Below are 25,108 nucleotides of genomic sequence, written 5' to 3'. Positions count from 1 at the left end.
TCGCCCGCGGTCCGGGGCGCCTCAACGCGGCCTTAAGCCGCCCGTAACTACCCTGACGTACCGTCAGATCGGCCCCTCGGGCTGGCTAGCGTCCCGGTCACACCCTCTCCGCACGACGCAAGGGAGCCTCCGATGGCCTCCGTCCGCCGCACCACCGCCCTGTGGGCCGCCTGGGCCGCCGCCGCCCTGCTGGCCGCCGCCGCCCTGCTCGGCACCCCGGCCGCCCGGGCCGCCGACCCGGGCCCGGCCCCCACCGCCTCCGCCTCCGCCTCCCCCAGCCCCTCCCCCGCCCAGCAGCAGCTCGCCCGGACCGGTGGCGACGGGACGGCCGACGGGGTCCTGCTCTCCCTGGGCTCGGTGCTACTGCTGACCGGCGCGGCGTTCGTGGTGCTGTGTCGGCGCCGCCCCCGCAACGGCCGCTGATCCCACCGTCCGGGGGGCCGGGGTGGTTGAGTTGAGGGCATGAGCAGCACGCCCCCCGCCCCGTTCCGCGTCGGCCTGATCGGCTACGGCCTGGCAGGCTCCGCCTTCCACGCCCCGCTGATCGCCACCACCCCCGGCCTGCAGCTGGACGCGGTGGTCACCGCCAACCCCGACCGCCGCGCCCAGTTGCACCGCGACCACCCGGGCGCCCGCGCCCTCGACACACCCGAGCAGCTGTTCGAGGACGCCGACCGGTTCGACCTGGTGGTGATCGCCTCCCCCAACCGCACCCACGTGCCGCTGGCCCGCACCGCCCTGCTGGCGGGCCTGGCCACCGTGGTCGACAAGCCGCTCGCCGCGACCAGCGCCGAGGCCCGCGACCTGTGCGAGTTCGCCGAGAAGTCCGGCCTGCTGCTGTCGGTGTTCCAGAACCGCCGCTGGGACGGCGACTTCCTGACCGCCCGCCGCCTGGTCGAGGAGGGCCGGCTCGGCCGGGTGCACCGCTTCGAGTCCCGGTTCGAGCGCTTCCGCCCCAAGCCCAAGCCGGGCTGGCGCGAGCTCGCCGACCCGGCCGAGGTCGGCGGCACCCTGTACGACCTGGGCAGCCACCTGGTCGACCAGGCGCTGACCCTGTTCGGTCCGGTCGAGACGGTGTACGCGGAGGTCGACGTGCGCCGCGACGGCGCGGTGGTCGACGACGACGCCTTCCTCGCCCTCACCCACACCGGCGGCGTCCGCTCCCAGCTGTGGGCCGGTGCCCTCGCCCCGCTCGCCGGACCGCGCCTGCGGCTCCTCGGCGACAGCGCGGGCTACGTCAAGTTCGGCATGGACCCGCAGGAGGCCGCCCTCCGGGCCGGCCGCCGCCCCGGCGGGCCGGACGACCACTGGGGCGACGACGACCCCGCCGCGTACGGGCTGCTCGGCAGCGACGGCGACGCCGAGCCCGTCCCCACCGACCCCGGCGACTACCCGGCCTACTACGCGGGCATCGCCGCCTCCCTCGCCGACCGCACCCCGCCCCCGGTCGACCCGCGCGACGCGGTCGCCACCCTCGCCGTCCTGGAGGCCGCCCGCGCCTCCGCGGCGACGGCCTCCGTGGTCCGCCTCCCCTGACCCGCCGCCGGGGCGGGCCGCCGCCCGGCCCCGGCGCCCGGACGGGAACTCCCCTCCCCCGCCCCGCCGTTGACGTAGCATCGGTCCCGGACGACCCGACCCGAGGAGGTGCGCACCGTGCTCGTCACGCCGCTCCTCCTCGCGCTGCTGCGGGTCCTCACCGGCGACCTGCCCACCGGCCCCGGCGCCCTGACCGCGGCCGCGCTGCTGCTGCTCGCCGCTGCCGTCACCGTCGCCGCCACCACGGCCCGTCCGCCGGACGCCCGCACCCCCGCGGCCGTGCACGCGGCCGCCCTGCGCCGCCGCGCCCACCGCACCGCCTACCTCCCCCCGCGCGACCCGGACGCCCCTGGCCGCCCGCGCCCCCGGGCCCCGGGGCACCGGCCCGCGGCCGCCTGAGGGGCCCGTCCTTCCCTCCTCCGCACTCCGCGCACTCCCCCGCGCCCGCCAGGGCGCGGGGCACCGCGCGCGACCGCCCGCCGTCCCGGCTCCCGCCACGCCCGCACGCCCGCGCGGGGCACCGCGTCGCCGGGTCGGCCCGGGCCCCCTCGTCGCGTCCGCCCTCCGAGCACCGTCACCGTCGCCCGGGCCCTGCCGCCCGGGCACCGCCCGACTCCCGGAGAGCCACCGTGTCCGTCCTGAGCTTCCTCGACCCCGCCGTCCACCTCGCCCACGCCGCCGTCGCGGCCCTCGCCACCGTCGTCCCCACCTCGGTGGCGATCGTCCTGTTCACGCTGGCCGTCCGCGCGGCCCTGCACCCGCTGGCCCGGTCCGCGGCCCGGGCCGAGCGGGCCCGGCTGCGGCTCGCGCCGCGGGTCGCGCAGCTGCGCGAGCGGCACGCGAAGGACCCCGGGCGGCTGAACCGCGAACTGCTGGCCCTGCACCGGGCCGAGGGCGTCGGCCCGTTCGCGGGGCTGCTGCCCGCGCTGCTGCAGGCGCCGTTCTTCTCGGTGATGTACCGCCTGTTCACCACCGCCCCGGGCCACCTGCTGGACGCGACCCTCGCGGGCGTCCCGCTCACCGCGCACCCGGCGGCGGCCCACGCCCCGGCGCAGTTCGCGGTGTTCGCCGCCCTGGAGGCGGCCCTGCTCGCCCTGGCCTGCTCCAACGTCCGCCGCGCGCGGAAGGCCGCCGCCGCGAACGCCCCCGCCGGTGCGCTGCGCTGGCTGGCCTTCGGCACGCCGCTGTTCGCCCTGCTGCTGCCCCTCGCGGGCGGCCTCCACCTGCTGACCTCCACCGCCTGGACGGCGGCCGAGCGGTGGTACCTGCACCGCCCGGCCGCCCACGGCGCCGTCCCTCAGGCGGTGGGCCAGGCCGCCAGGTAGGCGTCGATCTCGCCGGTCAGCCGGCGCTTGCCCGCCGCGTCCAGGAAGGACGCCTCGACGGCGTTGCGGGCGAGCGCCGCGATCCCGGCCTCGTCCAGGCCGAGCAGCTTCGCGGCGACGGCGTACTCGGTGTTCAGGTCGGTGCCGAACATCGGCGGGTCGTCGCTGTTGACGGTCACCACCAGCCCGGCGTCGACCATCTGCCGGATCGGGTGGTCCTCGATCCGCTCGACCACCCGGGTCGCCAGGTTGGAGGTCGGGCAGACCTCCAGCGGGATGCGGTGCTCGCCGAGGTGGTCGACCAGCGCCGGGTCCTTGACCGACTGGGTGCCGTGCCCGATCCGCTCCGCGCCCAGCACCCGGATCGCGTCCCAGACCGTCTCGGGGCCGGTCGACTCGCCCGCGTGCGGCACGCTGTGCAGCCCGGCGGCCCGGGCGCGGTCGAAGTACGGCTTGAACTGCGGCCGCGGCACGCCGATCTCGGGGCCGCCGAGCCCGAAGGAGACCAGCCCGTCGGGGGCCAGGTCGAGGGCGAGCCGGGCGGTCTCCTCGGCGGAGGCGAGCCCGGCCTCGCCGGGGATGTCGAAGCACCAGCGCAGCACGATGCCGAGGTCCTTCTCGGCGGACAGCCGGGCGTCCTCGATCGCCTCCATGAAGGCGACGTCGGGGATGCCGCGGCTGACCGACGAGTACGGGGTGACGGTCAGCTCGGCGTACCGGATGTTCTGCCGGGCCATGTCCTGCGCGACGCCGTACGTCAGCGCGCGGACGTCCTCGGCGTCCCGGATCAGGTCGACGACGCTCAGGTACACCTCGATGAAGTGCGCGAAGTCGGTGAAGGTGAAGTACTCGGCGAGCGCCTGCGGGTCCACCGGGACCTTGCTGCGCCCGGCGTGCCGCGCCGCCAGCTCGGCCACCACCCTCGGCGAGGCCGAACCCACGTGGTGCACGTGCAGCTCCGCCTTCGGCATTCCGGCGATGAACGCCTCGATCCCCTGGACACCCTCGGCCACGGCACGCTCCCGTCTACTCTCACCCGGACCCGGACAGACCTCGCATGCTAACCCGCGGGCCGCCGCCGGGCCGTCACCAGCGGGTGGCCAGCTTCGCCAGCGCCCGGCGGGCGTCGTCCTTGGCCATCTGCGGGTTCCAGCCCGGGTCGCCGGCCACGAACACCCTCACCACCACGCTGCCCTTGCGCGCCATGTAGTAGGTGAACGGCGCGGGCTTGTTCGGGCCGTTGTCGCCGGGGGCGAAGGTGACGGTGCCCTCCACGGCGTACACCTCGTCGGCGCCGGTCACGGCGGGGGCCTGGACGGTGCGGGTGCCGGTGAACTTGTCCCCGGCGTCGTTGGTGTTGGCCGGGCAGCGCCGGTCCTCGTCCTTGGCGTCCTGGATGTCCCGGTGCGCGGCGTCCGGGCCGGTGAACTGGTCCGCGCCGGTCGACAGGAAGGTCGAGTTGCTCTCGTGGTCCTCGCGCAGGTAGCGGGTGACGGTGGCGGTCAGCCCGGCGATGGCGCTGCCGTCGGCCTTGGAGACGCAGGAGGCGTCCATCGTGTAGCTGTCGGTGCTGGTGTCGTCGTCGCCGTTGCCGACGAAGCCCTCGCCGACGTCCTGCGCGTTCAGCACGATCTTCCCCAGCCTGGCCTGCGCCGCCTTGTCCCCGGCCGCCGGGGCGCTGCTCGGCTTGCCGCTGCCCGTCGGCCTGGCCTTGGCCTTGCCGGTCGCGCTCGCGCTCGGCGCGGCCGCCGCGGGCGAGGAGGCACCGGCCGCCGCCTGGTCCGAGGACCCGTCGTCGTTGCAGGCGGTCAGCACCAGCGCGGTGGCCGCCAGGGCCGCGACCCGCAGTCCGAGCTTTCGCGTACGCACCGTCATGTCCGTCAACTCCCCCGTGGAGAACAGGCGCTCGACCCCCCTGGCCGCGCCGATCGGTCGCTCACCCTAGCCCACGGCGCCGAGCGGTCGGACACGCACCGCCCGCCCGGGGAGCGGGCCGGGCCCGGGGGCGCCGTCAGCCGCCGAGGGCGGTGCTGACGGTGTGGATGAGCAGTCCGGCCAGGGCGCCGACCACGGTGCCGTTGATCCGGATGAACTGCAGGTCACGGCCCACGTTGGCCTCGATCTTGCGGGAGGCGTCGGCGGCGTCCCACCCGGCCACGGTCTCGGAGATCAGCGAGGTGATCTCCTCCCGGTAGGTGGAGACCACGTACTCGGCGGCGTCCAGCAGCCAGCCGTCAGTTTTTGCCTGAAGTTTGCCGTCGGTGGCCAGTCGGCGACCGAGCGTGCGCAGCGCCCCGGTGAGGCGGCGGCGCAGCTCGCTGTCCTCGTCCTCGGCGGCGTTCAGGACGAGGGCCCGGACGGCCGCCCAGGAGGAGGCGATCAGGTCCTGCACCTCGGGGCGGGCCAGCAGGTCGGCCTTGGCGCGTTCGACCCGGGCGATGGTCGCGGGGTCGTGCTGGAGCTCCCGGGCGAAGTCGGCGAGGAAGTTGTCGAGGGCGCCGCGGGCCGGGTGGACGGGGTCGTCGCGGACGTCGCCGACGAAGCGCAGCAGTTCCTTGTAGACGCGTTCGCCGACCTGCTGGTCGAGGAACTTGGGCGTCCAGCCGGGGGTCTTGGCGGTGACCCGGGCGACCACCTCGCCGTGGTGCTCGACCAGCCAGTCGTGGGCGCGCACCGCGACCAGGTCGACCAGGCCCCGGTGTCCGCCGTCGGCGACGACCTTGCCCAGCAGCCGCCCGGCGGGTTCGGCGACCGAGGTGGCGGCGGCCCGCCGGGTGACCGCCTCGGCGACCACGGCCTGCACGTCGTCGTCGCGGAGCACCGCGAGCAGTCCGCGCAGCGCGGCGGCGGCCTCCCGGGTGACGCGTTCGGCGCTGCCGGGCGCGGACAGCCACTCGCCGAGCCGCCGGGCCACGCCGATCCTGCCGAGCCGGGCCCGGACGACCGGCGCGGAGAGGAAGTTGTCGCCGACGAAGTCGCCGAGCGAGCGGCCGAAGGCGTCCTTCTTGGTCGGGATGATCGCGGTGTGCGGGATCGGCAGCCCGAACGGGCGGCGGAACAGCGCGGTGACGGCGAACCAGTCGGCGAGCGCGCCGACCATGCCGGCCTCGGCGGCGGCCGCGACGTACCCGGCCCAGGCGCCCGCGCCGGACGCCTTCGCCCAGGTGGCGAGCGCGAACACCAGCGTGGCCAGGCCGAGCAGGCCGGTCGCGATGGTCTTCATCCGCCGCACGCCGCGCCGCTTCTCCTCGTCGGCAGCGGTGAACCTGACTCCGGGGGCCGTCTCGTCCGTGCTCACCCCGCCAGCCTGGCACACGGACCGCGCGAAACGGCCGCCACCCCGCGAAATCCGCGCCCGCGGTGCCTCAGCCCCCGCCGCCCAGCACGATCCGCCGCACGCCCTCCCAGCGGGCCGGGTCGGTGACCCGGCGGCCGTCGAGCAGCACCCGGACGCCGGGGAAGTCGACCGCGCCGAGGTCCCGGTACTCGGGGTGGTCGGCCTGGACGACCAGCGCGGCGGCGGGCTTGCCCTCGTCCGGCGGCAGGCCGAGCGCGGCCAGTTCCTCCGGCGCGTACAGCGGGTCGCTGACGCCGACCCGGGCCCCGGCCGCCCGCAGCGCCGCGACCAGCGGGAAGACGCCGGAGTACGCGGTCTCCTTGACCCCGCCCCGGTAGGACGCGCCGAGCACCGTCACGGCGACGCCCTCCAGCGGGCCGAGCGCGCCCTCCAGCAGGCCCACCGCGTACGCCGGGACCTGCTCGTTGGCCTCGCGGGCGGTGCGCACCACGCTGGCGCCGGGGTCGTTCCACAGGTACAGCCGGGGGTAGACCGGGATGCAGTGGCCGCCGACCGCGATGCCGGGGCGGTGCAGGTGGCTGTAGGGCTGCGAGTTGCAGGCGTCGATGACCTCGGCGAGGTCGACGCCGACCCGGTCCGCGTACCGGGCGAACTGGTTGACCAGCGCGATGTTGACGTCCCGGTAGGTGGTCTCGGCGAGCTTGGCGAACTCGGCGGCCTCGGCGCTGGACAGCGCCCAGACGCCGTTGCCGCGCGGCAGGTCGGGGCGCGGGTCGAAGTCGAGGACGGCCCGGTAGAAGTCGACGCCGCGCCGGGTGGAGTCCTCGTCGACGCCGCCGACCAGCTTGGGGTAGCGCCGCAGGTCGGCGAAGACCCGCCCGGTGCGGACGCGTTCGGGGCTGAACACCAGCGCGAAGTCCCGTCCGGCGGCCAGGCCGGAGCCCGCCTCCAGCCGCCGGGCGAAGCGGCCGCGGACGGTGCCGACCGGCAGGGTGGTCTCGTAGCTGACCAGGGTGCCGGGGCGCAGCCCGGCGGCGACGGCGTCGGTGGCGGCGTCCAGCAGGGCGAAGTCGGGGCTGCCGTCGGGGTCGGTGACCAGCGGGACGACGATCACCACGGCGTCGGCGGTGGCGGTCGCGGCGGCGGTGTCGGCGGTGGCGCGCAGCCGTCCGGCGGCGACGGCGGCGGCGAGGCGTTCGGCGAGGTCGGCCTCGCGCGGGAAGGGCGGCCGCCCGGCGGTGACGGCGGCGACCACGGCGGGGGCGGTGTCGGCGCCGGTGACCCGGTGGCCCTTGGCGGCGTACTGGACGGCCAGCGGCAGGCCGATCTTGCCGAGGCCCACCACGCAGACGTCCAGGGCGTCCTGCTGTTCGAGGGCGCTCACCGGGCGGCCCCCCGCAGGGCCGCGCCCAGGCCGTCCCGCCGGGCCCGGCGCAGGGCGCGCTTGGCGGCCCACCGGGCGCGGCGCAGCGGGGCGGGGACGAGGCGGCGCCAGCCGTCCGGGCCGGGGGCCGGGCCGAGCTCGAACAGGGCGTCGGGCAGGCCGAAGCGCCGGTCGCGGAACATCGGGTAGTGGGCGTAGAGCCTGGAGCCGCGGCGGACGGGGGCGGCTTCGCCGTGGTCCCGCTCCCAGGCGATCAGGTCGCACAGGGCGTGCAGTTCGCCGCGCCGGGCGAGGGCGAGGCGCAGCCGGGCGGGGACGGGCAGGGTGCGGAACACGGCGGGCGAGCAGTGCCGTTCGGTGAACCGGCCGATCTCCTGGACGATCCGCCGCTGCATGGCGGGCGGCTCGTCCAGGAAGGGGGCCTGCAGCAGCTGCGGGACGTCCCAGCTGAAGTAGCGGGCGCGGACGGCGTCCCGGGCGGGGCCGGGCAGGGTGGAGCGGTCGAGCACCTCGTGGGCGGCGGTGAAGCCGCGCAGTCGGTCCATCGGCCCGGCCCGGTGGGTGACGTTGGAGCGGTCCCGGCGCAGCACCAGGTGGTAGTAGTCGTAGTCGGCGAGGACGGAGACCTTGCGGGCGTGCAGCAGCGCGCCGAGGGTGAAGGGCTGGTCGGAGTGGATGACCAGGTCCTCGCGGCGGCGCAGCCCGTGCCGGACGACCAGGTCGCGGCGGAACAGCTTGGTGTCGCCGAGCGCCCAGGCGAGCGCGGAGTCGGTGAAGCCGACGCGTTCGGCGGTCCGGTCGAAGATGCCCTGCGGGACGATCCGGCCGTGCTCGCCGACCTGCTTGGGGATCAGCACGTCGGACTCCCAGCGGTCGGCGGCCTCGACCATCCGCTCCAGCGCCTCGGGGCCGAGCCAGTCGTCGGCCCCGAGGTACAGCAGGTAGCGGCCGCGGGCGAGTTCGGTGCCGCGGTTGGTGGGTCTGGCGGGGCCGCCGGACGCGGGCTGCCGCACGGTGCGGAACAGGCCGGGGTGGGCGGCGGCGTAGCGGGCGAGCTCCTCGGTGCTGCCGTCGGTGGAGCCGTCGTCGACGGCGACGACCTCCATCCGCTGCGGTCCGATGCTCTGGCCCACCAGCGAGTCCAGGCAGGCGGTGAGGTAGGGCATGGTGTCGTGGACGGCGATCACCACGCTGACGTCCGGTCCTTGCTCGGTCACGAGGTGTCAACTCCCGTACCGGCCGTCTGGTCACCTCCGCCACTCGAACGAGTGAGGGCGACCGTCCGGGGGCCCGGGCGGCGGCTCAGGGCGCGGGCACGGCGGCGGGATCGCCCGCGTAGATCCGGGAGATCACGTCCTCGATGGCGGGCTCCCGCACCGACAGGTCGACCAGGGGGTAGCGCTCGGCGACGGCGGCGACGATCGGCGCGGCGCTCTGCCGGGCCGGGAAGGCCAGCCACTGCCGGGGGCCCTCGGTGCGGGCGACCCGGACGCCGGGCAGGTCGATCGGCGGGTGCGCCTCGGCGAGGTCGACGACCAGGGTGCGTTCGCTGCCGCCGATCTCGTGCAGCCGCTCCAGCGGCCCGTCCAGGACGAGGCGGCCGTGGTCGATCACCATGACCCGGCCGCACAGCTGCTCGATGTCGGTGAGGTCGTGGGTGGTGAGCAGCACGGTGGTGCGGCGCTCCCGGTTGGTCTCGCGCAGGAACGCGCGGACCTTGGCCTTGCTGACGGTGTCGAGCCCGATGGTGGGCTCGTCCAGGTACAGCACGCTGGGGTCGTGCAGCAGGGCGGCGGCCAGGTCGCCGCGCATCCGCTGGCCGAGCGAGAGCTGGCGCACGGGGGTGTCCAGCAGCGCGGCCAGGTCGAGGAGTTCGACGCAGCGGTCGAGGTTGGCCCGGTACCTGGCGTCGGGGATCCGGTAGATCCGCCGGGCCAGTTCGTAGCTGTCGCGCAGCGGCAGGTCCCACCACAGGGTGGTGCGCTGGCCGAACACCACGCCGATCCGGCGGGCGAGTTCGGCCCGCCGGGCGGCCGGGTCGACCCCGGCCACCCGCAGCCGTCCGCCGCTGGGCACCAGGATGCCGGTGAGCATCTTGACGGTGGTGGACTTCCCGGCGCCGTTGGGCCCGATGTAGCCGACGCACTCGCCCTCCGCGACGGTGAAGCTCAGCCCGTCGACGGCCCGCACCTCGCGCTTGCCGCGGCGCCAACGCCCCTCCTTGGTGCGGACGGTGAAGCTCCGCCGGACGTCCTCGACCTCGATCACGGCCATGGTTCCCCTTCTCTCAGCTTCCGGTGGAGCGGTAGGCGCGCAGCCCGGCCCGCCAGGCGAGCCCGGCGGCCAGCACGCACAGCGCGGCGGCCAGCGGCGAGGCGAACCGGAAGGCGGCGGGCAGTCCGAGCGGGTCGGTGCGGCCCAGCACGTGCAGCGCGGGCAGCCAGTTGACGAACGCCAGCGGCACGCCGAAGACCGTCCCGGCGACGAGCTCCTTGGCGAACACGGTGGGCGGGTACTGCAGGACGGTCGCGCCGCCGTAGGTGACGGCGTTCTGCAGTTCGGCGGCCTCGCCCCACCAGAACTGCACGCAGGAGCAGCCCACGAACAGCGCGCAGAAGATGACGGTGCCGCACAGCAGCAGGGCGGGCACCATCAGCACCCGGTCCCAGCTCCAGTGCACGTCCAGTGCGGTGAGCGACCAGCCGAGCACCGCGAAGGCCTGGACCAGCCGGCCGAGGCGGCGCAGCGAGAAGCGTTCGGCGGCGAGCTGGGCCAGCGCGGGGGCGGGCCGGATCAGCATGGTGTCCAGGCTGCCGGAGCGCACCCGCTCCCCCAGTCCGCCGACCGATCCGACCAGGACGTTGGCGGCGCCGAGCGCGACCGAGGAGGTGGCGTACAGGAAGCCGGTCTCGGCGAGCGTCCACCCGGCCAGCTGCCGGGTGTGGGCGAACATCAGCAGCAGCACCGCGAAGTCGAGGAAGGTGATGAGCGTGTTGGCGGCCAGCGAGAGCGCGAACGAGGCCCGGTAGGCCATCGTGGAGCGGATCCACATCCCGGTGATCAGCCACCAGGAGCGCACCGCCCAGCCCGCACGCGCCGCCGTGCCGCGGCCGGGTTCAGCCACCCTGGACCACCACCCGGCGCACCGCGAGCGTCTGTCCGGCCCGGCCGAGCGCCAGCAGGGCGGCTCCCCAGGCCAGTTGGAACCCGTACAGGCCGAGCAGGGCGGTGCCGGTGCGGCGCTGCAGCAGCACGTCGGCGGGCAGTTGCACCATCGCCGAGAAGGGCAGCACCCGGGCCAGTTCGCCCAGCGCGCCGGGGAAGAGGGCCAGCGGCAGGAGCATCCCGGAGAAGAACATCGACACCACGGCCATCGCGGCCCGCACCCCGTCGGAGTCGTGCAGCCAGAAGCCGGTGATCGAGGCCAGGAAGCGCAGTCCGAAGCTGACCACCACCGCCAGCGCCACCGCGAGCAGGAACTCGGCCCACACCAGCGGGTCGCCCGGCAGCACCAGGTCGAACAGCGCCGCGCCCGCCAGCATCGGCAGCGCGCCCCTGGTCAGCAGCTGGTACCCGGCCCGGCCCAGGTCGGTGGCCAGCCACCAGCCCTGGAAGTCCACCGGCCGGTACAGGTCGACGGCGATGTCCCCGCTGCGGAAGCGCGCCTGCAGGTCGTCCTGGAAGCCGCCGCCCCACACCGCGACGGTCACCAGCAGCCCCTGGCTGATCCAGATATACGTGACCGCCTGCGCGGCGTCGTAGCCGCCGAGGCCCGGTCTGGCCCGCCACAGGGCGAGCATGGTGGAGGCCAGGATCATCCCGAACACGGTGTTGGTGACCGTCCCGGCCACCGTCGCGGCCCGGTACGTCGAGTACCGCCGGAAGGCCCCGCGGGCGACCGATAAGTAGACCCCGTCGAACACACTTGTCCCCTTGTCGACAATCACCCGCACGCGGACGCGACCCACCAAGCTATGCCCGCCGCCCGGCCGCCCGCACCCGGTTTTCGACGGCGCCCGCGGCACGGCGGAGCGCGCCCGCGGCACGGCGAAGGGCGCCCGCGGCGTGTACCGGCCCGCCGCGGGCGCCCTCCGTTCCTCCTCCGGGTCCTACAGGTACAGCCCGGTCGAGCCCTCCAGGTCGCCGAACCGGCCCGCCGCGACCGCGTGCAGGTCGCGCTCGCGCAGCAGCACGTAGGTGGCGCCGCGGACCTCGACCTCCAGCTTGTCCTCCGGGTCGTACAGCACCCGGTCGCCCGGCTCGACCGAGCGGACGCTCTGGCCGACGGCCACCGCCTCGGCCCACGCGCAGCGCCGCGACAGCTCGGCGGTCGCCGGGATCAGGATGCCGCCGGTGGAGCGCCGCTCGCCCTCGCCGGTCTCGGTCCGCACCAGCACCCGGTCGTGCAGCATCCGGATCGGCAGCTTCTCCCCGAGCCGGTCGTGCCGCCCGTGCGGGGCGTCCTCACCGGCTGCGGCCGTGTTCTGGGTGTCGTTCTCGCTCACGCCCCGACCGTACCGGACCGGCACGCGGCGGCGGGGCCCCGGGCGCCTGCCCGGGGCCCCGACCGTACCGGCGTCAGCCCTTGCGCCGCCGCCGCGCCGAGGCGATCAGCAGCACCACGCCGACGCCGACCAGCGCGACCGGCACCACCCGCTCGGCCCGCAGCCGGCCCTCCTCGTCCACGAACTTCGACCTGACCTGCTCGACGGCCCCGCTCGCGGCGACGTACGCCTGCCCGGCCTTCTGCTCGACCGAGGCGCGGACCTTGGCCTTGGTCTGGGCGGCGACGGTGGCCGGGTGGACGCGCATGGCGAGCTCGTCGAGGGTCGCGGCGAGCCGGTCCCTGGTCCCGGCGATGTCCGCCTCGATCTGGGCCGTCGTACGCGGTGCCGACGTGTCCTTGCCGCTCGCTGCCACTGGGGCCACCCCATCTCTGTTACCGCTAGGTACTTCTTCTCCACCGACAGTCTGTCAGCTCGCCGCCGCACGCGCGCAGCGCCACCCACCAACGGGGGTAGGTTGGCCCGCAGCACGACCACCCGTCCCCTCCCGAGGAGAGCCCGACCGTGAGCGAGCGCCTGCAGCCCGGCGACACCGCCCCCGCCTTCACCCTGCCCGACGCCGACGGCCAGGAGGTGTCGCTGGCCGACCACCTCGGCCGCAAGGTGATCGTCTACTTCTACCCGGCGGCGCTGACCCCCGGCTGCACCAAGCAGGCGTGCGACTTCACCGACAACCTGGAGGTGTTCGCGGGCGCGGGCTACGACGTGATCGGCATCTCGCCGGACAAGCCGGAGAAGCTCGGGAAGTTCCGCGAGACCGAGAACCTGAAGGTGACCCTGCTGTCCGACCCGGAGCACCGGGTGCTGGAGGCGTACGGCGCGTACGGCGAGAAGGTGAACTACGGCCGCACCTACCAGGGCGTGATCCGCTCGACGGTCGTGGTGGACGAGCAGGGCAGGGTGGAGCGGGCGCTCTACAACGTCCGGGCCACCGGGCACGTCGCCAAGCTGCTCAAGGACCTGAAGGTCGGCCAGTAGCCGTCGGAGCGCGAAGGAGCGGTGGCGGCCGACCCCCCGACCGGGTCGACCGCCACCGCCGTTCATGGGCTCGGGATCAGCCTCAGCAGGCCCCGAGGTCCGTCCAGACGCCCCAGGCGCCGCTCAACGAGGGGTCCTCGCCCGCGGTCCACCACTTGTTCTGGTAGTAGTGGCCCTTCCACGACACCTTGGTGGTGGTGGCGTAGGTCGTCCCGGCGCTCCAGCTCGGGGCGCCCGTGCAGGCACCGGCGGTGACCGACGCGGACGGCGAGGCCGACTGCGAGGCGGAGGCCGAGGCCGACGGGGAGGCCGACCGGGAGGGGGAGGCCGAGGCGCTGGCCGAGGCCGACGGCGACGCGGACTGCGAGGCCGAGGCGGAGGCCGACGCGGACGGCGAGGCGGTGCCCGCGGTGGTGCCGCGGGTGTAGTCGCCGGTGATGCCGTACAGGGTGCCGCCGACGTTCACGGTCCAGTTGGCGGGGGTGGAGACCGGCAGGTAGTAGACGAAGGCGACGTCCACCGAGGCGCCGGGCGCCAGCGTCTGCCAGGTCGGCAGCTTCAGCGAGACCCGGTTGTAGGTGCCCTTCAGACCGCCGACGTTGCTGCCGGTGTGGTCGGCCCGGATCACCTTGGAGCCGAAGCCGGACTGGTCGGCGGCGTTGCTGGGCGCGGAGACCGAGTAGTCGAACTGGAACTCGGTGCCGCCCGGCAGGGTGACCGTCGAGTTGTTGACGATGTGGATCTTCGGGTTGATCGGGTAGTTGTTGTCGCCCAGCGCGAAGTCGGTGAAGGAGACGTCGATCGGCAGGGTCTGCTGCGGCAGCGCGATGGTGGAGCGGGTCGCGCCGTACGCCGGGGCGGACTTGAACTTGTCGTACAGCAGCGAGGTCATGGTGCTGCCCTGGACGTACTCGCCCTTGCCGCCGTTGGCGGTGGCGTCCCACTTGTAGTCGCCGGCCAGCTCCCAGATCATCGCGCCGCCGACGCCCTGGTTGACCACGTAGTCGGCCTTGGCGCCGATCGACTGGTCGTCCTCGGTGGACAGGAAGACCTTCTTGTCCGCGTTCCACAGCCACGGCGCGACCAGCGCCGAGCTGTAGTTGCGGGAGTAGGTGCCCTTGAGCGCGGTGTCGCTCACGCCGTACTTGGACAGGTAGTCCGGCAGGACGCCCGCCTCCAGGTTCTTGGCGTGCCACATCGGGTTGGAGCCGGCGGGCGACTCCTTGCCGTTGTCGTCCAGGTCGTGCCAGATGTTGTCGATGCCGACGGCGCCGTCACCACAGGTGGTCAGGCCGGAGCCGGCCGGACAGGTGGTGGTGGAGGAGGTGCCCCACAGGCCGTTGGTGCCGCCCTGGACGTTCTGGAAGCCGCGGGTGTAGTACGGCACGCCGAGGTTGATCCGGCCGGCCGGCATCGCGCCGCGGAAGTAGTGCACGGCCCAGTCGGTGTTCAGGTAGCCGATGCCGCCGTACTGCGAGGTGCCGTACACGTTGGCGGCCGCCAGCTCGGCGTCCTTGCCGTCGTCGTACAGCGCCGCGTTCGGGCCGACGTACTTGTTCCAGGCGCCGTGCAGGTCGTACGACATGATGTTGACGTAGTCCAGGTACTGGGTGACCTGGAAGGTCTCCATGCCGCGCAGCAGGTAGCCCGAGGACGGGGCGGCGACCGAGAGCAGGTAGTACTTGCCGTCGGCGGCGGAGGCCCGGTCGAGCTTCTCCCGCATGGTCTTCATCAGCGCGGCGTAGCCCTTCATCAGGGAGGCGCGCTTGGCGTTGGAGAGGGAGTAGTCGAGCGGGTTGCCCGCGTCCTTCATCGAGGTCGGGTACTCGTAGTCGAGGTCGACGCCGTTGAAGCCGTACTTCTTGATGAAGGCGACGGCCGAGTCCGCGAAGGTGTTGATGCCGGCCTGGTTGACCGACCCGTCCGCGTTGACGGTCATCGAGTAGAAGCCGCCCGAGTTGACCCGCTTGCCCGAGTCGTCGAAGTAGCCGCCGGTCTCGGCCCAACCGCCCACCGAGACCATGGTCTTGACGTTCGGGTACTGCTTCTTGAACTTGTTGAGCAGGTTGAAGTGGCCCTTGTACGAGTACGCCGGGTCCATCTCCGCGCCCGCCACGCCGGGGAAGGTCATCCCGGTGGAGGCGTTGTCCGGGCCGTCCGTGCCGACCGACAGCGTGTTGTCGGAGGCCACGTGCGCGAACGCGTAGTTGAGGTGGGTGACCTTGTCCCAGGGGATGTTGTTCACCAGGTAGGCGGGCGTGCCGTCCTTGCCGGTGCGCCAGCTGGTGAAGTAGCCGATGACGCGCCGCTGGTGGTCGGCGCCCATCTGCTCGCGGCCGCTGGTGTCGTAGACGTTGCAGTACGGGACGTCGACGCCGGGCGTGGTGTACATGCCGTCGGGGCGGCACGCCTGGTTGTCGACGGCGGCGGCGGACGGGGCCACGCCGAGCGTGCCCATCAGCAGGCCCGCCAGCCCCGCGGCCGCGGCGGCGCCGAACGCCACCTTGCGGCCCTTGAGGTGGCGGCCCGCAGCGGTGGGACGCTGCTCCGCCTTGTTTCGGATCAACACTCGGTCCTCCTGGAGAGAGTGTCGGGCGCCCGGCCGTGGGAAGCCGTGCGCCTGTGGGGGAAGTTCCGCCGAACCTAAAAGGTCTGGACCACCCGCGTCAACAGGTCTGTACCAACTTGATATGAAGGGCCGGACCGTCCGCATTCGGACGATCCGGCCCTCCCTAGGGCGAGTTGACGCTACTTCATGCTTCCGGTCATCGCGTTGACGAGGGTTCCGGACGGGTCGTCGGCCTCCAGCGAGTAGGCGAAGATCCCGCCGAGGCCCTTGGAGGTGGCGTACGCGCCGCGCGCCGCGATGGCCTGCGGGGTGTCACCGGTCCACAGGTTGGTGCCGTCGTAGATCCACGAGCTCTGCGTGGTCGGGTCCCAGTGCACCGAGGAGCCGGTGCTCCTGCCCGCCGCCACCAGCTCCTTCCAGAACGCCACGCCCGCGGTCTGGCTGGTGCCCTGCGCCGCCGCCGGGCCGGTCGCGGTCTGGTACAGGCCGTAGTTCGACCCGGCCGGCACGCCGGTCCACCCGCGGAAGTAGAACGGCACGCCCAGCACCAGCTTCTTCGCCGGGAAGCCGCCCTTGATCCCGTACGCCGGGGCGCCGTTCAGGTAGGCGTTGACCGCGTTGTCCACGGTGTACTTCTGGGTGCCCGGGGCGACCGGGTTGCTCGGGTCGTTCGGGCTGTCGTACAGCGGGTCCTGCAGGTTGGTCGGGCCGGTCGCGTCCCAGGCGCCGTGCATGTCGTAGGACATCACGTTGCCGTAGTCCAGGTACTTGCCGATCTGGTCGGTCTGCAGCAGCGCGATCTTGTCCTGGCCGGACGGCAGCGCCGCGGTCAGCAGGTACTTCTTGCCGACGGTCTGCCCGTACGCGTCCAGCTGGTTGCGGAACTCGGCCAGCAGCGCGGTGAAGTTGGCGGTGTCGGCGGCCGAGTAGTGGTTGCCGGTGTGGCCGCCCGCGGAGGCCGGGTACTCCCAGTCGATGTCGATGCCGTCGAAGATGCCCATCGCCGCGGCGGTGCCGCCGGTGGCGTCGCCCTGGATCGAGGGCAGGTTGCCCTTGATGAACATGTCGATGCAGGAGGAGACCAGCTTCTTGCGCGAGGCGTCGGTGGCCGCCGCGTCGGAGAAGTACTTGGAGTACGTCCAGCCGCCCAGCGACATGGTGATCTTCAGGTTCGGGTACTTCGCCTTGAGCTCGCGCAGCTGGTTGAAGTTGCCCTTCAGCGGCTGGGTCCAGGCGTCGGTGGTGCCGTCCACCGCGATGTCCGCGGTGTAGCCCTTCTGGTAGTCCGCGAACGCGTCGCCCGCGCCGTCGCCGGCGCTCGGGTTGTTGTCGTTGGTGTCCGCGGCCTTGATGGTCTCGAAGCAGGTCAGCGTGGACGGGTTGATGTTGGCGAACGCGTAGGTCATCGTGTTCAGCCCGCCCGCGGCGCCGGTGGCGGCCATCGTCGACGGGTAGTACTTGTTCCCGTAGATGCCCCACTGCGCGAAGTACGCCGACTTGAGCGCGCCGGTCGGGGCCGCCCCGGTGGTCACGGTCACCGGGGCGGTGAACCCGCTGCTGTGGCCGTCCTTGTCGTAGCCCTGCACGGTGAAGCTGTACGAGGTGTTCGGCAGCAGCGAGGAGACGGTCACCGTCGTGCCCATCGAGGTCGCGGTCTGGTTCGTGGTGCCGCCGGTGAAGATCCGGTAGACCGCGCTGTTGCCGTTCTGCGCGTTGTCCGTCGAGGCGTTCCACTTCAGCGTCACCGAGGTGCCCGACACGCTCGCGGTCAGCCCGGTCGGCGTGGTCACCACCCCGTCCCCGCCCGGCGTCCCGCTCTGCGAGGCGCTCGCCGAGGGCGAGGCGCTCTGCGAGGGCGAGGCGGACGCCGAGGTGCTCGCCGAGGCCGACGCGCTCGCCGGAGCACTGGCGCTCGCGCTGGAACTCCCGCTCGTCGAGGGGCTGCTGGAGCCCGACCCGCCGGGGCCGGTGAGCACCAGGTCGTCCGCGTAGTAGGTGCCCTGGCCGTACCAGCCGTGGGTGTAGACCGTCACCGAGGTGGTCGAGGCGCCGGTGGTGAAGGTGGTGCTGCGGTTGGCCCAGTCGGCGCTGGAGCCCCAGGCGCTGGTGTCGGTGGTGCCCGTCCCGGTGACGCCCAGGTAGGTGTAGTTGCCCTTCAGCCAGCCGCTCAGGCTGTACGTGGTGTTCGGGCTGACCGCGACGGTCTGCGAGCACTGGGCGGTGTCCGAGGCGGAGGCCGCCGCCTGCAGCGCCCTGGTGCCGCCGTGCGGGGCGGTGGAGGTGATCGAGCCGAGCCCGGCCGAGCAGTTCCAGCCGCTCAGCGTGCCGCTCTCGAAGTCGCCGTTGGCGAGCAGGTTGACGGTGGCGGCCGAGGAGGCGCCGCCGATCGCGGTGACCAGTCCGGCGGCACCGGCCACCAGGGCGGTCGCGGTCGCCAGCGCGGTGCCGGCCTTCAGCGGACGCCGCCCGGTGCGGGCGGCGGAGCGCGCGGCTGTGGCGCGTTCGGGCATGGGACGCTCCAATGCTCGCGCCCGGGGTGGGGGGCCGGGCGCCGTGGGGGAGGAAGACGTGCCTGGGCCCGGCCGTTGCGCACCGCCCGGGACCCGGTTTTCCGCGGATCGGCGCGAACGTACGTGGTCTGGACCACACCGGTCAATAGGTCTGTACCAATTCTTGAACAAGCCAGGACGCCCCGAACCGCCGCCCGAAAGGGTGGTGCACGCCTGCGCAACGGGCCAGTAGCATGGCGGACGTCACGTATCGGCGGTCTTGGCGGAATTGGCAGACGCCCGGGTTTTAGGTGCCCGTGAGAGAGATCTCGTGAGGGTTCGAGTCCCTCAGGCCGCACCGGCGTTCAGTGCGCGAAGAGGCCCGCCCCGGCTCCCCGGGGCGGGCCTCTTCGCGCGTGCGCGGCGTCCTCAGCCGAGCAGTTCGGCGACCACCGGCGCGAGCGAGCGGAACGCCTGCCCGCGGTGGCTGATCGCGTTCTTCTCCTCGGCGCTCAGCTCGGCGCAGGTGCGGCTCTCGCCGAGCGGCTGCAGGACGGGGTCGTAGCCGAAGCCGTTCGTCCCGGCCGGCTCGGTGCGCAGGGTGCCGTGCAGGCGGCCCTCGACCACCCGCTCGGTGCCGTCCGGCAGGGCGAGCGCGGCGGCGCAGGCGAAGGAGGCGGCCCGGTGCTCGGGGGCGATGTCGCCGAGCTGGGCCAGCAGCAGGTCCAGGTTGGCCTTGTCGTCGCCGTGCCGCCCGGCCCAGCGCGCGGAGAAGATCCCGGGCGCCCCGCCCAGCACGTCCACGCAGAGCCCGGAGTCGTCGGCGACGGCCGGCAGCCCGGTCGCCCTCGCCAGCGCGTGTGCCTTGAGCAGCGCGTTCTCGGCGAAGGTGACGCCGGTCTCCGGCACGTCGGGCACCTCGGGGAAGGCGTCCGCGCCGACCAGTTCGACGTCCAGCCCGGCCGCGCCGAGGATGTCGCGCAGCTCGGCGACCTTGTGCTGGTTGCGGGTGGCGAGAACGAGTCGCTTGGTCATGGCCCCCAGCCTAGTGCCGCCGCCCGCCCGGTCCGGCCGATCAGCCGGTGCACACCTTGCTGACCCGCCCGGCCGCGCTGACCAGCGGCCCGAGGTCGGGGGCCTGGTGGGCGTCGACGGCCTTCTGCACGTTGTCGACCTGGCCCTGCAGGTCGGTGACCGCCTTGGAGAGGTCCGCGTCGCCGGAGTTGCGCCCGAGCTTGTCCAGGTCGCCCTTGAGGTTCTGCAGCGCCTGCCCGGTGGCGTTCGGGTCCTGGTCGACGTTGTTGACCGCCTCGCCGAGCTCGGTGACGTGCGTGGTGATCTGCACCGCGGTGTTGGCGCAGCTCAGCGCCTTCTCCGCGGCGGAGCAGCTGACCGCGCTCAGCGGCAGCACCAGGGCCAGTGCGGCGACGGCGAGCGCGGTGGTGCGGTTGATGCTCAGCGGCTGCTGCATCGGCGAGTCCTCCAGGAGGGTGAGCGGGCTCACCCCGAACGTTAAGGCCCGGCCCGCGCGCCTGTACAGCACCCGTCGGCCCGTCCCTCCCTCCCTGACGGCCGTTCAGCCCACCGCGGTTCCCTACAGTTCCAGGGCCTTGCGCTGGATCTCGTCGAGCTCGGCGCAGCCCAGGCTGCCCAGGTCGAGCAGCCGGTCGAGCAGTTCGCGGTCGAAGGGGGCGCCCTCGGCGGTGCCCTGGACCTCCACGAAGCGGCCGTCGGAGGTGCAGACGACGTTCATGTCGGTCTCGGCCCGGACGTCCTCCTCGTAGCGGAGGTCGAGCATCGGCACGCCGTCGATGATGCCGACGCTGACCGCGCTGACGCCGCCGGTGATCGGCTGGCCCTTGGCCCGCAGCAGCTTCTTCTCGCGCGCCCAGGAGACCGCGTCGACCAGGGCCACGTACGCGCCGGTGATCGCCGCGGTGCGGGTGCCGCCGTCGGCCTGGAGGACGTCGCAGTCCAGCACGATGGTGTTCTCGGCGAGCGCCCGGTGGTCGATCACGGCGCGCAGCGAGCGGCCGATCAGCCGGCTGATCTCGTGGGTGCGGCCGCCGATCTTGCCGCGGACGGACTCGCGGTCGCCGCGGGTGTTGGTGGCCCGGGGCAGCATGGCGTACTCGGCGGTGACCCAGCCCTCGCCGCTGCCCTTGCGCCAGCGCGGGACGCCCTCGGTGACGCTGGCGGTGCACAGCACCTTGGTGTCGCCGTAGGAGACCAGGACGGAGCCTTCGGCGTGCTTGCTCCAGTTCCGTTCGATGGTGACGGGGCGGAGCTGGTCGGGGGTGCGGCCGTCGATGCGAGACATGCCCCGAGCGTATCGGGTCGCCGCCCGGCCTCCGGCGGGGGCGCACGCGCGACGGCCCGCCGGCCGGTGGTCTCCGGCGGGCGGGCCGTGCGGGTGGAGCGGCCTGCGGGGAGGCTCAGCTCACATCATGTCCTCGATCTCGGCGGCGATCGGGTCGGCGTCGGTGCCGATGACGACCTGGATGGCCGTGCCCATCTTCACCACACCGTGGGCGCCGGCCGCCTTGAGCGCCGCCTCGTCGACCTTGGAGGCGTCGTGGACCTCGGTGCGCAGCCGGGTGATGCAGCCCTCGACCTCGTCGATGTTCTCGATTCCGCCGAGACCGGCGACGATCTTCTCAGCCTTGCTGGCCATGGTCTTTCTCCCTCTGTCTCGGCGCTTCGGCGGTCGGTCGCCGGGTGCCGTACTGCGTGTGCGGTGGTGCCGGCCGGAGGTGACCCGGGATCAGTTTGCCGCGTCTTCCGACGGCGCGACCAGCATCACCCGATTCCGACCGACATGCCACGTTAGTCCCCTTTCGGGCTATCCCCGCGCGCGGCCGCCTCCGCGGCCGCCGGAGGATGACGATCATCGGGCTCTCGAACCCGCGGACCGCCACTGCCTCGAAAATGGTCTACACCAATCCTAGGTGTACTCGGGACAACGCAGAACGGTCCGCCGGTGTTCCTGGCCCCGCGCACGGATGGACCCCAGAGGCAACGGGAACGGCAGCGGAGGGCCGACGATGAGTTCACCAGGCGCCACGGCGCACCAGACCACGTGGTGGCACACCTTCTACGGCGGCCTGCAGAAGATGGGCCGCAGCCTCCAGCTGCCGGTCGCCGTCCTGCCCGCCGCGGGCATCCTGAACCGCCTCGGCCAGCCGGACATCTTCGGCTCCGACGGCCTCGGCTGGGACAACGTCGCCACCGCCATCGGTGCCGCGGGCGGCGCGCTGCTCAACTCCTCGCTGGGCCTGCCGCTGCTGTTCTGCATCGGCGTCGCCATCGGCATGGCCAAGAAGGCCGACGGCTCCACCGCGCTCGCCGCGGTGGCCGGCTTCCTGGTCTACTACGCCGTCCTGCAGGCGTTCCCCGAGGACTGCCCGGCGCCCACCGTGCTCAAGGGCAACCAGTGCATCGACTTCGCCGGCGGCAAGGCGGCCAACACCGTCTACCAGAACCCCGGCGTCCTGGGCGGCATCCTGATGGGCCTCTTCTCGGCCTGGCTGTGGGTGCGCTACCACCGGGTCAGGCTGGTCGACTGGCTGGGCTTCTTCAACGGCCGCCGGCTGGTCCCGATGATCACCGCCCTGGTCGGCCTGCTGTTCGGCTCGCTGATGGCCTGGATCTGGAAGCCGATCGGCACCGGCATGAACGACTTCTCCCAGTGGCTGGCCGACCTCGGCGCCGGCGGCTCCGGCATCTTCGGCGTCGCCAACCGCGCCCTGCTGCTGATCGGCATGCACCAGCTGCTGAACACCTTCCTCTGGTTCCAGTTCGGCTCCTTCACCAAGCCGGACGGCACGGTCGTCAACGGCGACATCAACCGCTTCCTGGCGGGCGACCCGACGGCGGGCCAGTTCACCTCCGGCTTCTTCCCGATCATGATGTTCGCGCTGCCCGCCGCGGCGATGGCCATCGCCGCGGCCGCCAAGCCGCACCGGCGCAAGGAGATCTACGGCCTGATGCTCTCGGTCGCGCTGACCTCCTTCGTCACCGGCGTCACCGAACCCATCGAGTACTCCTTCGCCTACGTCGCCCCCCTGCTGTACGCCGTCCACGCCCTGCTCACCGGCGCCTCGATGGCCATCACCTGGGGGCTCGGCGTCCACGACGGCTTCAGTTTCTCGGCCGGCCTGCTCGACTACGTCATCAACTGGAACCTGGCCACGAAACCCTGGCTGATCATCCCGATCGGCCTGTGCTTCGCGGTGGTCTACTACGTCCTGTTCCGCTTCATCATCGTCAAGTTCGACCTCAAGACCCCGGGTCGCGAGGACGACGACGAGGTCGAGGACGTGACCAAGGCCTGATCCCAGGTCAGCGGCCCCGGCGCCCCCGGCGGGAGGCATTCCCGCCGGGGGCACACTTTTGTTTCCGGTCGATCCAAAAGGAGGGAAATCCCGGTCAATTGATCCGGCGTCAACCCGACCCAGGTTTCGATCCCGCAGCGCTTGTCCCCCGTGAACCTTAAGAGGGTTCCGGACCCCGTTCGGCCCGTGCTAGAAAGCTGAACGAGACCTTAAGTGGTCTAGACCAGGATCGCGCTGCCGTGAGGAACCACCGCTATGAGTACGACCGCGCAGAACTCCCGGCCCGCGGCGGCACCCGGCGGACGGGAGCTGCGCTCCCGGGTCTTCGCGTCCCTCCAGAAGATCGGCCGCAGCCTCCAGCTCCCGATCGCCGTGCTGCCCGCCGCGGGCATCCTGCTGCGGCTCGGCAAGGAGGACGTCTTCGGCGACCAGGGCCTGGGCTGGACCAGGGTGGCCGAGGTGTTCTCCGCCTCCGGCCACGCCGTCTTCGACTGGATGCCGCTGCTGTTCTGCGTCGGCATCGCCATCGGCTACGCCAAGAAGTCCGACGGCTCCACCGCGCTCGCCGCCCTGGTCGGCTTCCTCACCTACCACCAGGTCCTCACCGCCTTCCCGAAGTCCGGCTACCAGGTGCTGCCCGGCCGGGACGTCGAGGCCGCCTACCAGGACCCGGGGGTGCTCGGCGGCGTGGTGGTCGGCCTGCTGTCCGCGGTCCTGTGGCAGCGGCTGCACCGCACCCGGCTGGTCGACTGGCTCGGCTTCTTCAACGGGCGGCGGCTGGTCCCGATCGTGATGGCCTTCGTCGGCACCGCCCTCGGCGTCTTCTTCGGCCTGTGCTGGGGCCCGATCGGCAGCGTCGTGGACCGCTTCAGCAGCTGGACGATCGGCCTCGGCGCGCTCGGCTCCGGCCTGTTCGGGCTGATCAACCGGGCCCTGCTGCCGTTCGGCCTGCACCAGTTCGCCAACACCTTCTTCTGGCAGCAGGCCGGGACGTACCGAGTCGGCACCCAGGAGTTCCACGGCGACCAGACCCGGTTCTTCCAGCACGACCTCGCGGCCGGCCAGTTCATGTCCGGCTTCTTCCCGATCATGATGTTCGGCCTGCCCGCCGCCGCCCTCGCCATCGCCCACTGCGCCCGCCCGGAGCGCCGCCGCGCCGTCCTGGGCATGATGTTCTCGCTCGCGCTGACCTCCTTCGCCACCGGCATCACCGAGCCGATCGAGTTCGCCTTCCTGTTCATCGCCCCCGTCCTGTACGCCCTGCACGCCGTGCTCACCGGCCTGTCCATGGCCGTCACCTGGGCGCTGGGCGTGCACCACGGCTTCACCTTCTCCGCGGGCGTCATCGACTACGTCCTGAACTGGAACCTGGCCACGAAACCGTGGCTGGTCATCCCGATCGGCCTGTGCTTCGCGGCGGTCTACTACACGCTGTTCCGCTTCGTCATCATCAGGTTCGACCTCAGGACCCCGGGGCGCGAGGAGGACGACGGCTTCGAGGACGGGTAGGCCGGACGGGGGCCTAGATCCAGCCCAGCCGGGCCGCGTGCACGCCCGCCTGGAAGCGCGACTGGGCGCCCAGCGCCGTGGTCAGGTCGGCGACCAGGCGGCGCACCGTGCGGTCGGAGATCTCCAGCTTGCGGCCGATCGCCTGGTCGGTGAGCCCGGCCGCGAGCAGCCGCAGCACCTCGCGGTGGCGGTCGTCGGGGGTGGTGCGGCCGAGCAGCTCCGGCGGGATCCAGCTGGCCGCCCAGAAGTGCTCGAACAGCTCGCGGACCACGCCGACCACCGCCGGGTCGCGGACCACCACCGCCGCGCTGCCCGGCGGCTCCCCCGGCGCGGGCAGCACCGCCAGGCCCGCGTCGACCACGATCAGCCACAGCGGCAGGGTGTGCGCGACCCGGATGTGCGCACCGGCCGCGGTCAGCGCCTGGACGTGGGCCAGCACCGCGCCCTGGTGGAGCGCGGCGGCGGGGTAGATGGTGCGCAGGGTGACCCCGTGGGCCAGCGCGATCCGCTCGCGGGCGAGCTTCCCGGCCAGGCCGCTCTCGGACTGGTCCTGGCCGGGGCGCAGCGAGAGCGCCTCGGTGCGGGCGCCGCGGGCGGCGTCCTCCAGCAGGGCGGCGACCCGGTCGGCGCCGCGGACGAGTTCGTGGGCGGTGCCGGTCTGCAGCGGCAGGTAGCGGGCGTGCAGGTGCTCGACCTGCTCGCGGGTGCGGCGGGCCTCGCCGAGCAGTTCGGTGAAGCGGCGGTCGGAGTCGGCGAGCAGGCGGCGCACGGCGGTGTCGATCGAGACGACGGTGACCCCGCTGCCGGTGGCGGAGGTCTGCCGGAGCAGGCCGAGGCCGCGCAGTTCGCCCATCGCCTGCTCGAACTCCCGTTCCGTACAGCCGAGTTCCTTGCGCAGGGAGTCCAGCGGCAAGCCGGGGTCGGCGAGCAGGCGGGCGTACAGGGCGGTGCTGGTCTCCACCCTCCGGGAGCCTAGGGCCGCAGCCGGTGGGCGGACCGCGGTTTTCAGCATGCGAGACGGCGGGCGGGGGTCCGGGGCCGGGAGCGGCGGCGGGTGACCGGCATCCGAGACGGGTGCTCCGGTGGCGGCCATGGCCTGATCCGGCGCGGCCGGGGGGCTT

Annotated in this window: 24 protein-coding genes and 1 tRNA gene; 8 read left to right on the top strand and 17 right to left on the bottom strand. The window is 73.3% G+C overall.

All coding sequences use genetic code 11. From position 1 onward, the window contains the following. The first annotated feature begins 132 nt into the window (after window positions 1-132). From QSK52_RS20115 to yidC, 4 genes are all read left to right on the top strand, one after another. Window positions 133-423, top strand: coding sequence for a hypothetical protein (locus QSK52_RS20115; protein ID WP_285737477.1), 291 nt, complete (start codon window positions 133-135; stop codon window positions 421-423). Window positions 424-462: 39 nt separating this feature from the next. Then, entirely contained in the window at window positions 463-1,536 is a 1,074-nt protein-coding gene (locus tag QSK52_RS20110; protein WP_285737476.1) for a Gfo/Idh/MocA family oxidoreductase, read from the top strand. Between the two features lie 117 nt (window positions 1,537-1,653). After that, window positions 1,654-1,935, top strand: coding sequence for a DUF6412 domain-containing protein (locus QSK52_RS20105; protein ID WP_285737475.1), 282 nt, complete (start codon window positions 1,654-1,656; stop codon window positions 1,933-1,935). A gap of 230 nt (window positions 1,936-2,165) precedes the next feature. Then, entirely contained in the window at window positions 2,166-2,861 is a 696-nt protein-coding gene (yidC, locus tag QSK52_RS20100; RefSeq protein ID WP_285737474.1) for a membrane protein insertase YidC, read from the top strand. Here the strand turns inward: yidC and QSK52_RS20095 are convergent. From QSK52_RS20095 to QSK52_RS20050, 10 genes are all read right to left on the bottom strand, one after another. Further along, complete coding sequence (locus QSK52_RS20095) at window positions 2,834-3,832, bottom strand: adenosine deaminase (protein WP_285737559.1); 999 nt, start codon at window positions 3,830-3,832, stop codon at window positions 2,834-2,836. The genes yidC and QSK52_RS20095 overlap by 28 nt on opposite strands. Before the next feature lie 115 nt (window positions 3,833-3,947). Next, window positions 3,948-4,736 (bottom strand): hypothetical protein, encoded by a 789-nt coding sequence (locus tag QSK52_RS20090; protein WP_285737473.1) that lies wholly within the window; start codon window positions 4,734-4,736, stop codon window positions 3,948-3,950. Between the two features lie 136 nt (window positions 4,737-4,872). Then, window positions 4,873-6,159 (bottom strand): DUF445 domain-containing protein, encoded by a 1,287-nt coding sequence (locus QSK52_RS20085; RefSeq protein WP_285737472.1) that lies wholly within the window; start codon window positions 6,157-6,159, stop codon window positions 4,873-4,875. Window positions 6,160-6,226: 67 nt separating this feature from the next. Further along, window positions 6,227-7,516, bottom strand: coding sequence for a nucleotide sugar dehydrogenase (locus QSK52_RS20080; RefSeq protein ID WP_285737558.1), 1,290 nt, complete (start codon window positions 7,514-7,516; stop codon window positions 6,227-6,229). 23 nt (window positions 7,517-7,539) lie between these two features. After that, entirely contained in the window at window positions 7,540-8,760 is a 1,221-nt protein-coding gene (locus tag QSK52_RS20075; RefSeq protein ID WP_285737471.1) for a glycosyltransferase family 2 protein, read from the bottom strand. An 85-nt stretch (window positions 8,761-8,845) separates the two neighbouring features. Further along, window positions 8,846-9,817: an ABC transporter ATP-binding protein gene (locus QSK52_RS20070; protein ID WP_285737470.1), complete on the bottom strand. Its 972-nt coding sequence runs from the start codon at window positions 9,815-9,817 to the stop codon at window positions 8,846-8,848. 13 nt (window positions 9,818-9,830) lie between these two features. Further along, window positions 9,831-10,667, bottom strand: coding sequence for an ABC transporter permease (locus QSK52_RS20065; protein ID WP_435053298.1), 837 nt, complete (start codon window positions 10,665-10,667; stop codon window positions 9,831-9,833). Then, entirely contained in the window at window positions 10,660-11,466 is an 807-nt protein-coding gene (locus QSK52_RS20060; protein WP_285737469.1) for an ABC transporter permease, read from the bottom strand. The genes QSK52_RS20065 and QSK52_RS20060 overlap by 8 nt, the downstream gene beginning before the upstream one ends. 186 nt (window positions 11,467-11,652) lie before the next feature. Next, window positions 11,653-11,955: a GroES family chaperonin gene (locus QSK52_RS20055; RefSeq protein WP_051732111.1), complete on the bottom strand. Its 303-nt coding sequence runs from the start codon at window positions 11,953-11,955 to the stop codon at window positions 11,653-11,655. A gap of 166 nt (window positions 11,956-12,121) precedes the next feature. Then, window positions 12,122-12,472: a DUF3618 domain-containing protein gene (locus QSK52_RS20050; RefSeq protein ID WP_435053297.1), complete on the bottom strand. Its 351-nt coding sequence runs from the start codon at window positions 12,470-12,472 to the stop codon at window positions 12,122-12,124. 140 nt (window positions 12,473-12,612) lie between these two features. Between QSK52_RS20050 and bcp the strand changes: the two genes are divergently transcribed. Beyond that, window positions 12,613-13,086 (top strand): thioredoxin-dependent thiol peroxidase, encoded by a 474-nt coding sequence (gene bcp / locus QSK52_RS20045; RefSeq protein WP_285737468.1) that lies wholly within the window; start codon window positions 12,613-12,615, stop codon window positions 13,084-13,086. Between the two features lie 82 nt (window positions 13,087-13,168). On the opposite strand, the gene QSK52_RS20040 is transcribed toward bcp, so the two are convergent. Further along, the gene (locus QSK52_RS20040) at window positions 13,169-15,589 is read right to left on the bottom strand and encodes a chitinase C-terminal domain-containing protein (RefSeq protein WP_285737555.1); all 2,421 of its coding nucleotides are present in this window, start codon (window positions 15,587-15,589) and stop codon (window positions 13,169-13,171) included. Between the two features lie 245 nt (window positions 15,590-15,834). Continuing rightward, a complete protein-coding gene (locus tag QSK52_RS20035; RefSeq protein WP_285737467.1) occupies window positions 15,835-18,165 on the bottom strand; it encodes a glycosyl hydrolase family 18 protein in 2,331 nt (776 codons plus the stop codon). 253 nt (window positions 18,166-18,418) lie between these two features. Here QSK52_RS20035 and QSK52_RS20030 point away from each other — a divergent pair. Continuing rightward, a tRNA-Leu gene (locus tag QSK52_RS20030) sits at window positions 18,419-18,502 on the top strand. A 71-nt stretch (window positions 18,503-18,573) separates the two neighbouring features. Here the strand turns inward: QSK52_RS20030 and rdgB are convergent. The 4 genes from rdgB to QSK52_RS20010 all read right to left on the bottom strand — a co-directional run bounded on the left by rdgB (window position 18,574) and on the right by QSK52_RS20010 (window position 20,818). After that, the gene (rdgB, locus tag QSK52_RS20025) at window positions 18,574-19,179 is read right to left on the bottom strand and encodes an RdgB/HAM1 family non-canonical purine NTP pyrophosphatase (RefSeq protein WP_285737466.1); all 606 of its coding nucleotides are present in this window, start codon (window positions 19,177-19,179) and stop codon (window positions 18,574-18,576) included. A gap of 40 nt (window positions 19,180-19,219) precedes the next feature. Continuing rightward, window positions 19,220-19,648 carry a hypothetical protein gene (locus tag QSK52_RS20020; RefSeq protein WP_285737465.1) on the bottom strand — a complete coding sequence of 143 codons (429 nt, stop codon included), beginning with the start codon at window positions 19,646-19,648 and terminating at the stop codon, window positions 19,220-19,222. Between the two features lie 90 nt (window positions 19,649-19,738). Next, window positions 19,739-20,464, bottom strand: a complete 726-nt coding sequence (gene rph, locus QSK52_RS20015; RefSeq protein ID WP_285737464.1) for a ribonuclease PH — start codon at window positions 20,462-20,464, stop codon at window positions 19,739-19,741. 120 nt (window positions 20,465-20,584) lie between these two features. Continuing rightward, the gene (locus QSK52_RS20010) at window positions 20,585-20,818 is read right to left on the bottom strand and encodes a glucose PTS transporter subunit EIIB (RefSeq protein ID WP_014135942.1); all 234 of its coding nucleotides are present in this window, start codon (window positions 20,816-20,818) and stop codon (window positions 20,585-20,587) included. Between the two features lie 370 nt (window positions 20,819-21,188). Between QSK52_RS20010 and QSK52_RS20005 the strand changes: the two genes are divergently transcribed. Both QSK52_RS20005 and QSK52_RS20000 read left to right on the top strand, forming a co-directional pair. Continuing rightward, complete coding sequence (locus tag QSK52_RS20005) at window positions 21,189-22,478, top strand: PTS transporter subunit EIIC (protein ID WP_285737463.1); 1,290 nt, start codon at window positions 21,189-21,191, stop codon at window positions 22,476-22,478. Window positions 22,479-22,733: 255 nt separating this feature from the next. Continuing rightward, entirely contained in the window at window positions 22,734-23,987 is a 1,254-nt protein-coding gene (locus tag QSK52_RS20000) for a PTS transporter subunit EIIC (protein ID WP_285737462.1), read from the top strand. A 13-nt stretch (window positions 23,988-24,000) separates the two neighbouring features. Here the strand turns inward: QSK52_RS20000 and QSK52_RS19995 are convergent, their stop codons facing one another. After that, entirely contained in the window at window positions 24,001-24,948 is a 948-nt protein-coding gene (locus QSK52_RS19995) for a helix-turn-helix domain-containing protein (RefSeq protein ID WP_285737461.1), read from the bottom strand. Between the last annotated feature and the right edge of the window lie 160 nt (window positions 24,949-25,108).

Source organism: Kitasatospora phosalacinea (assembly GCF_030268885.1).
In the GTDB taxonomy this organism is placed as follows: domain Bacteria; phylum Actinomycetota; class Actinomycetes; order Streptomycetales; family Streptomycetaceae; genus Kitasatospora; species Kitasatospora phosalacinea_C.
This window is presented reverse-complemented; position numbering and strand designations above follow the sequence as displayed.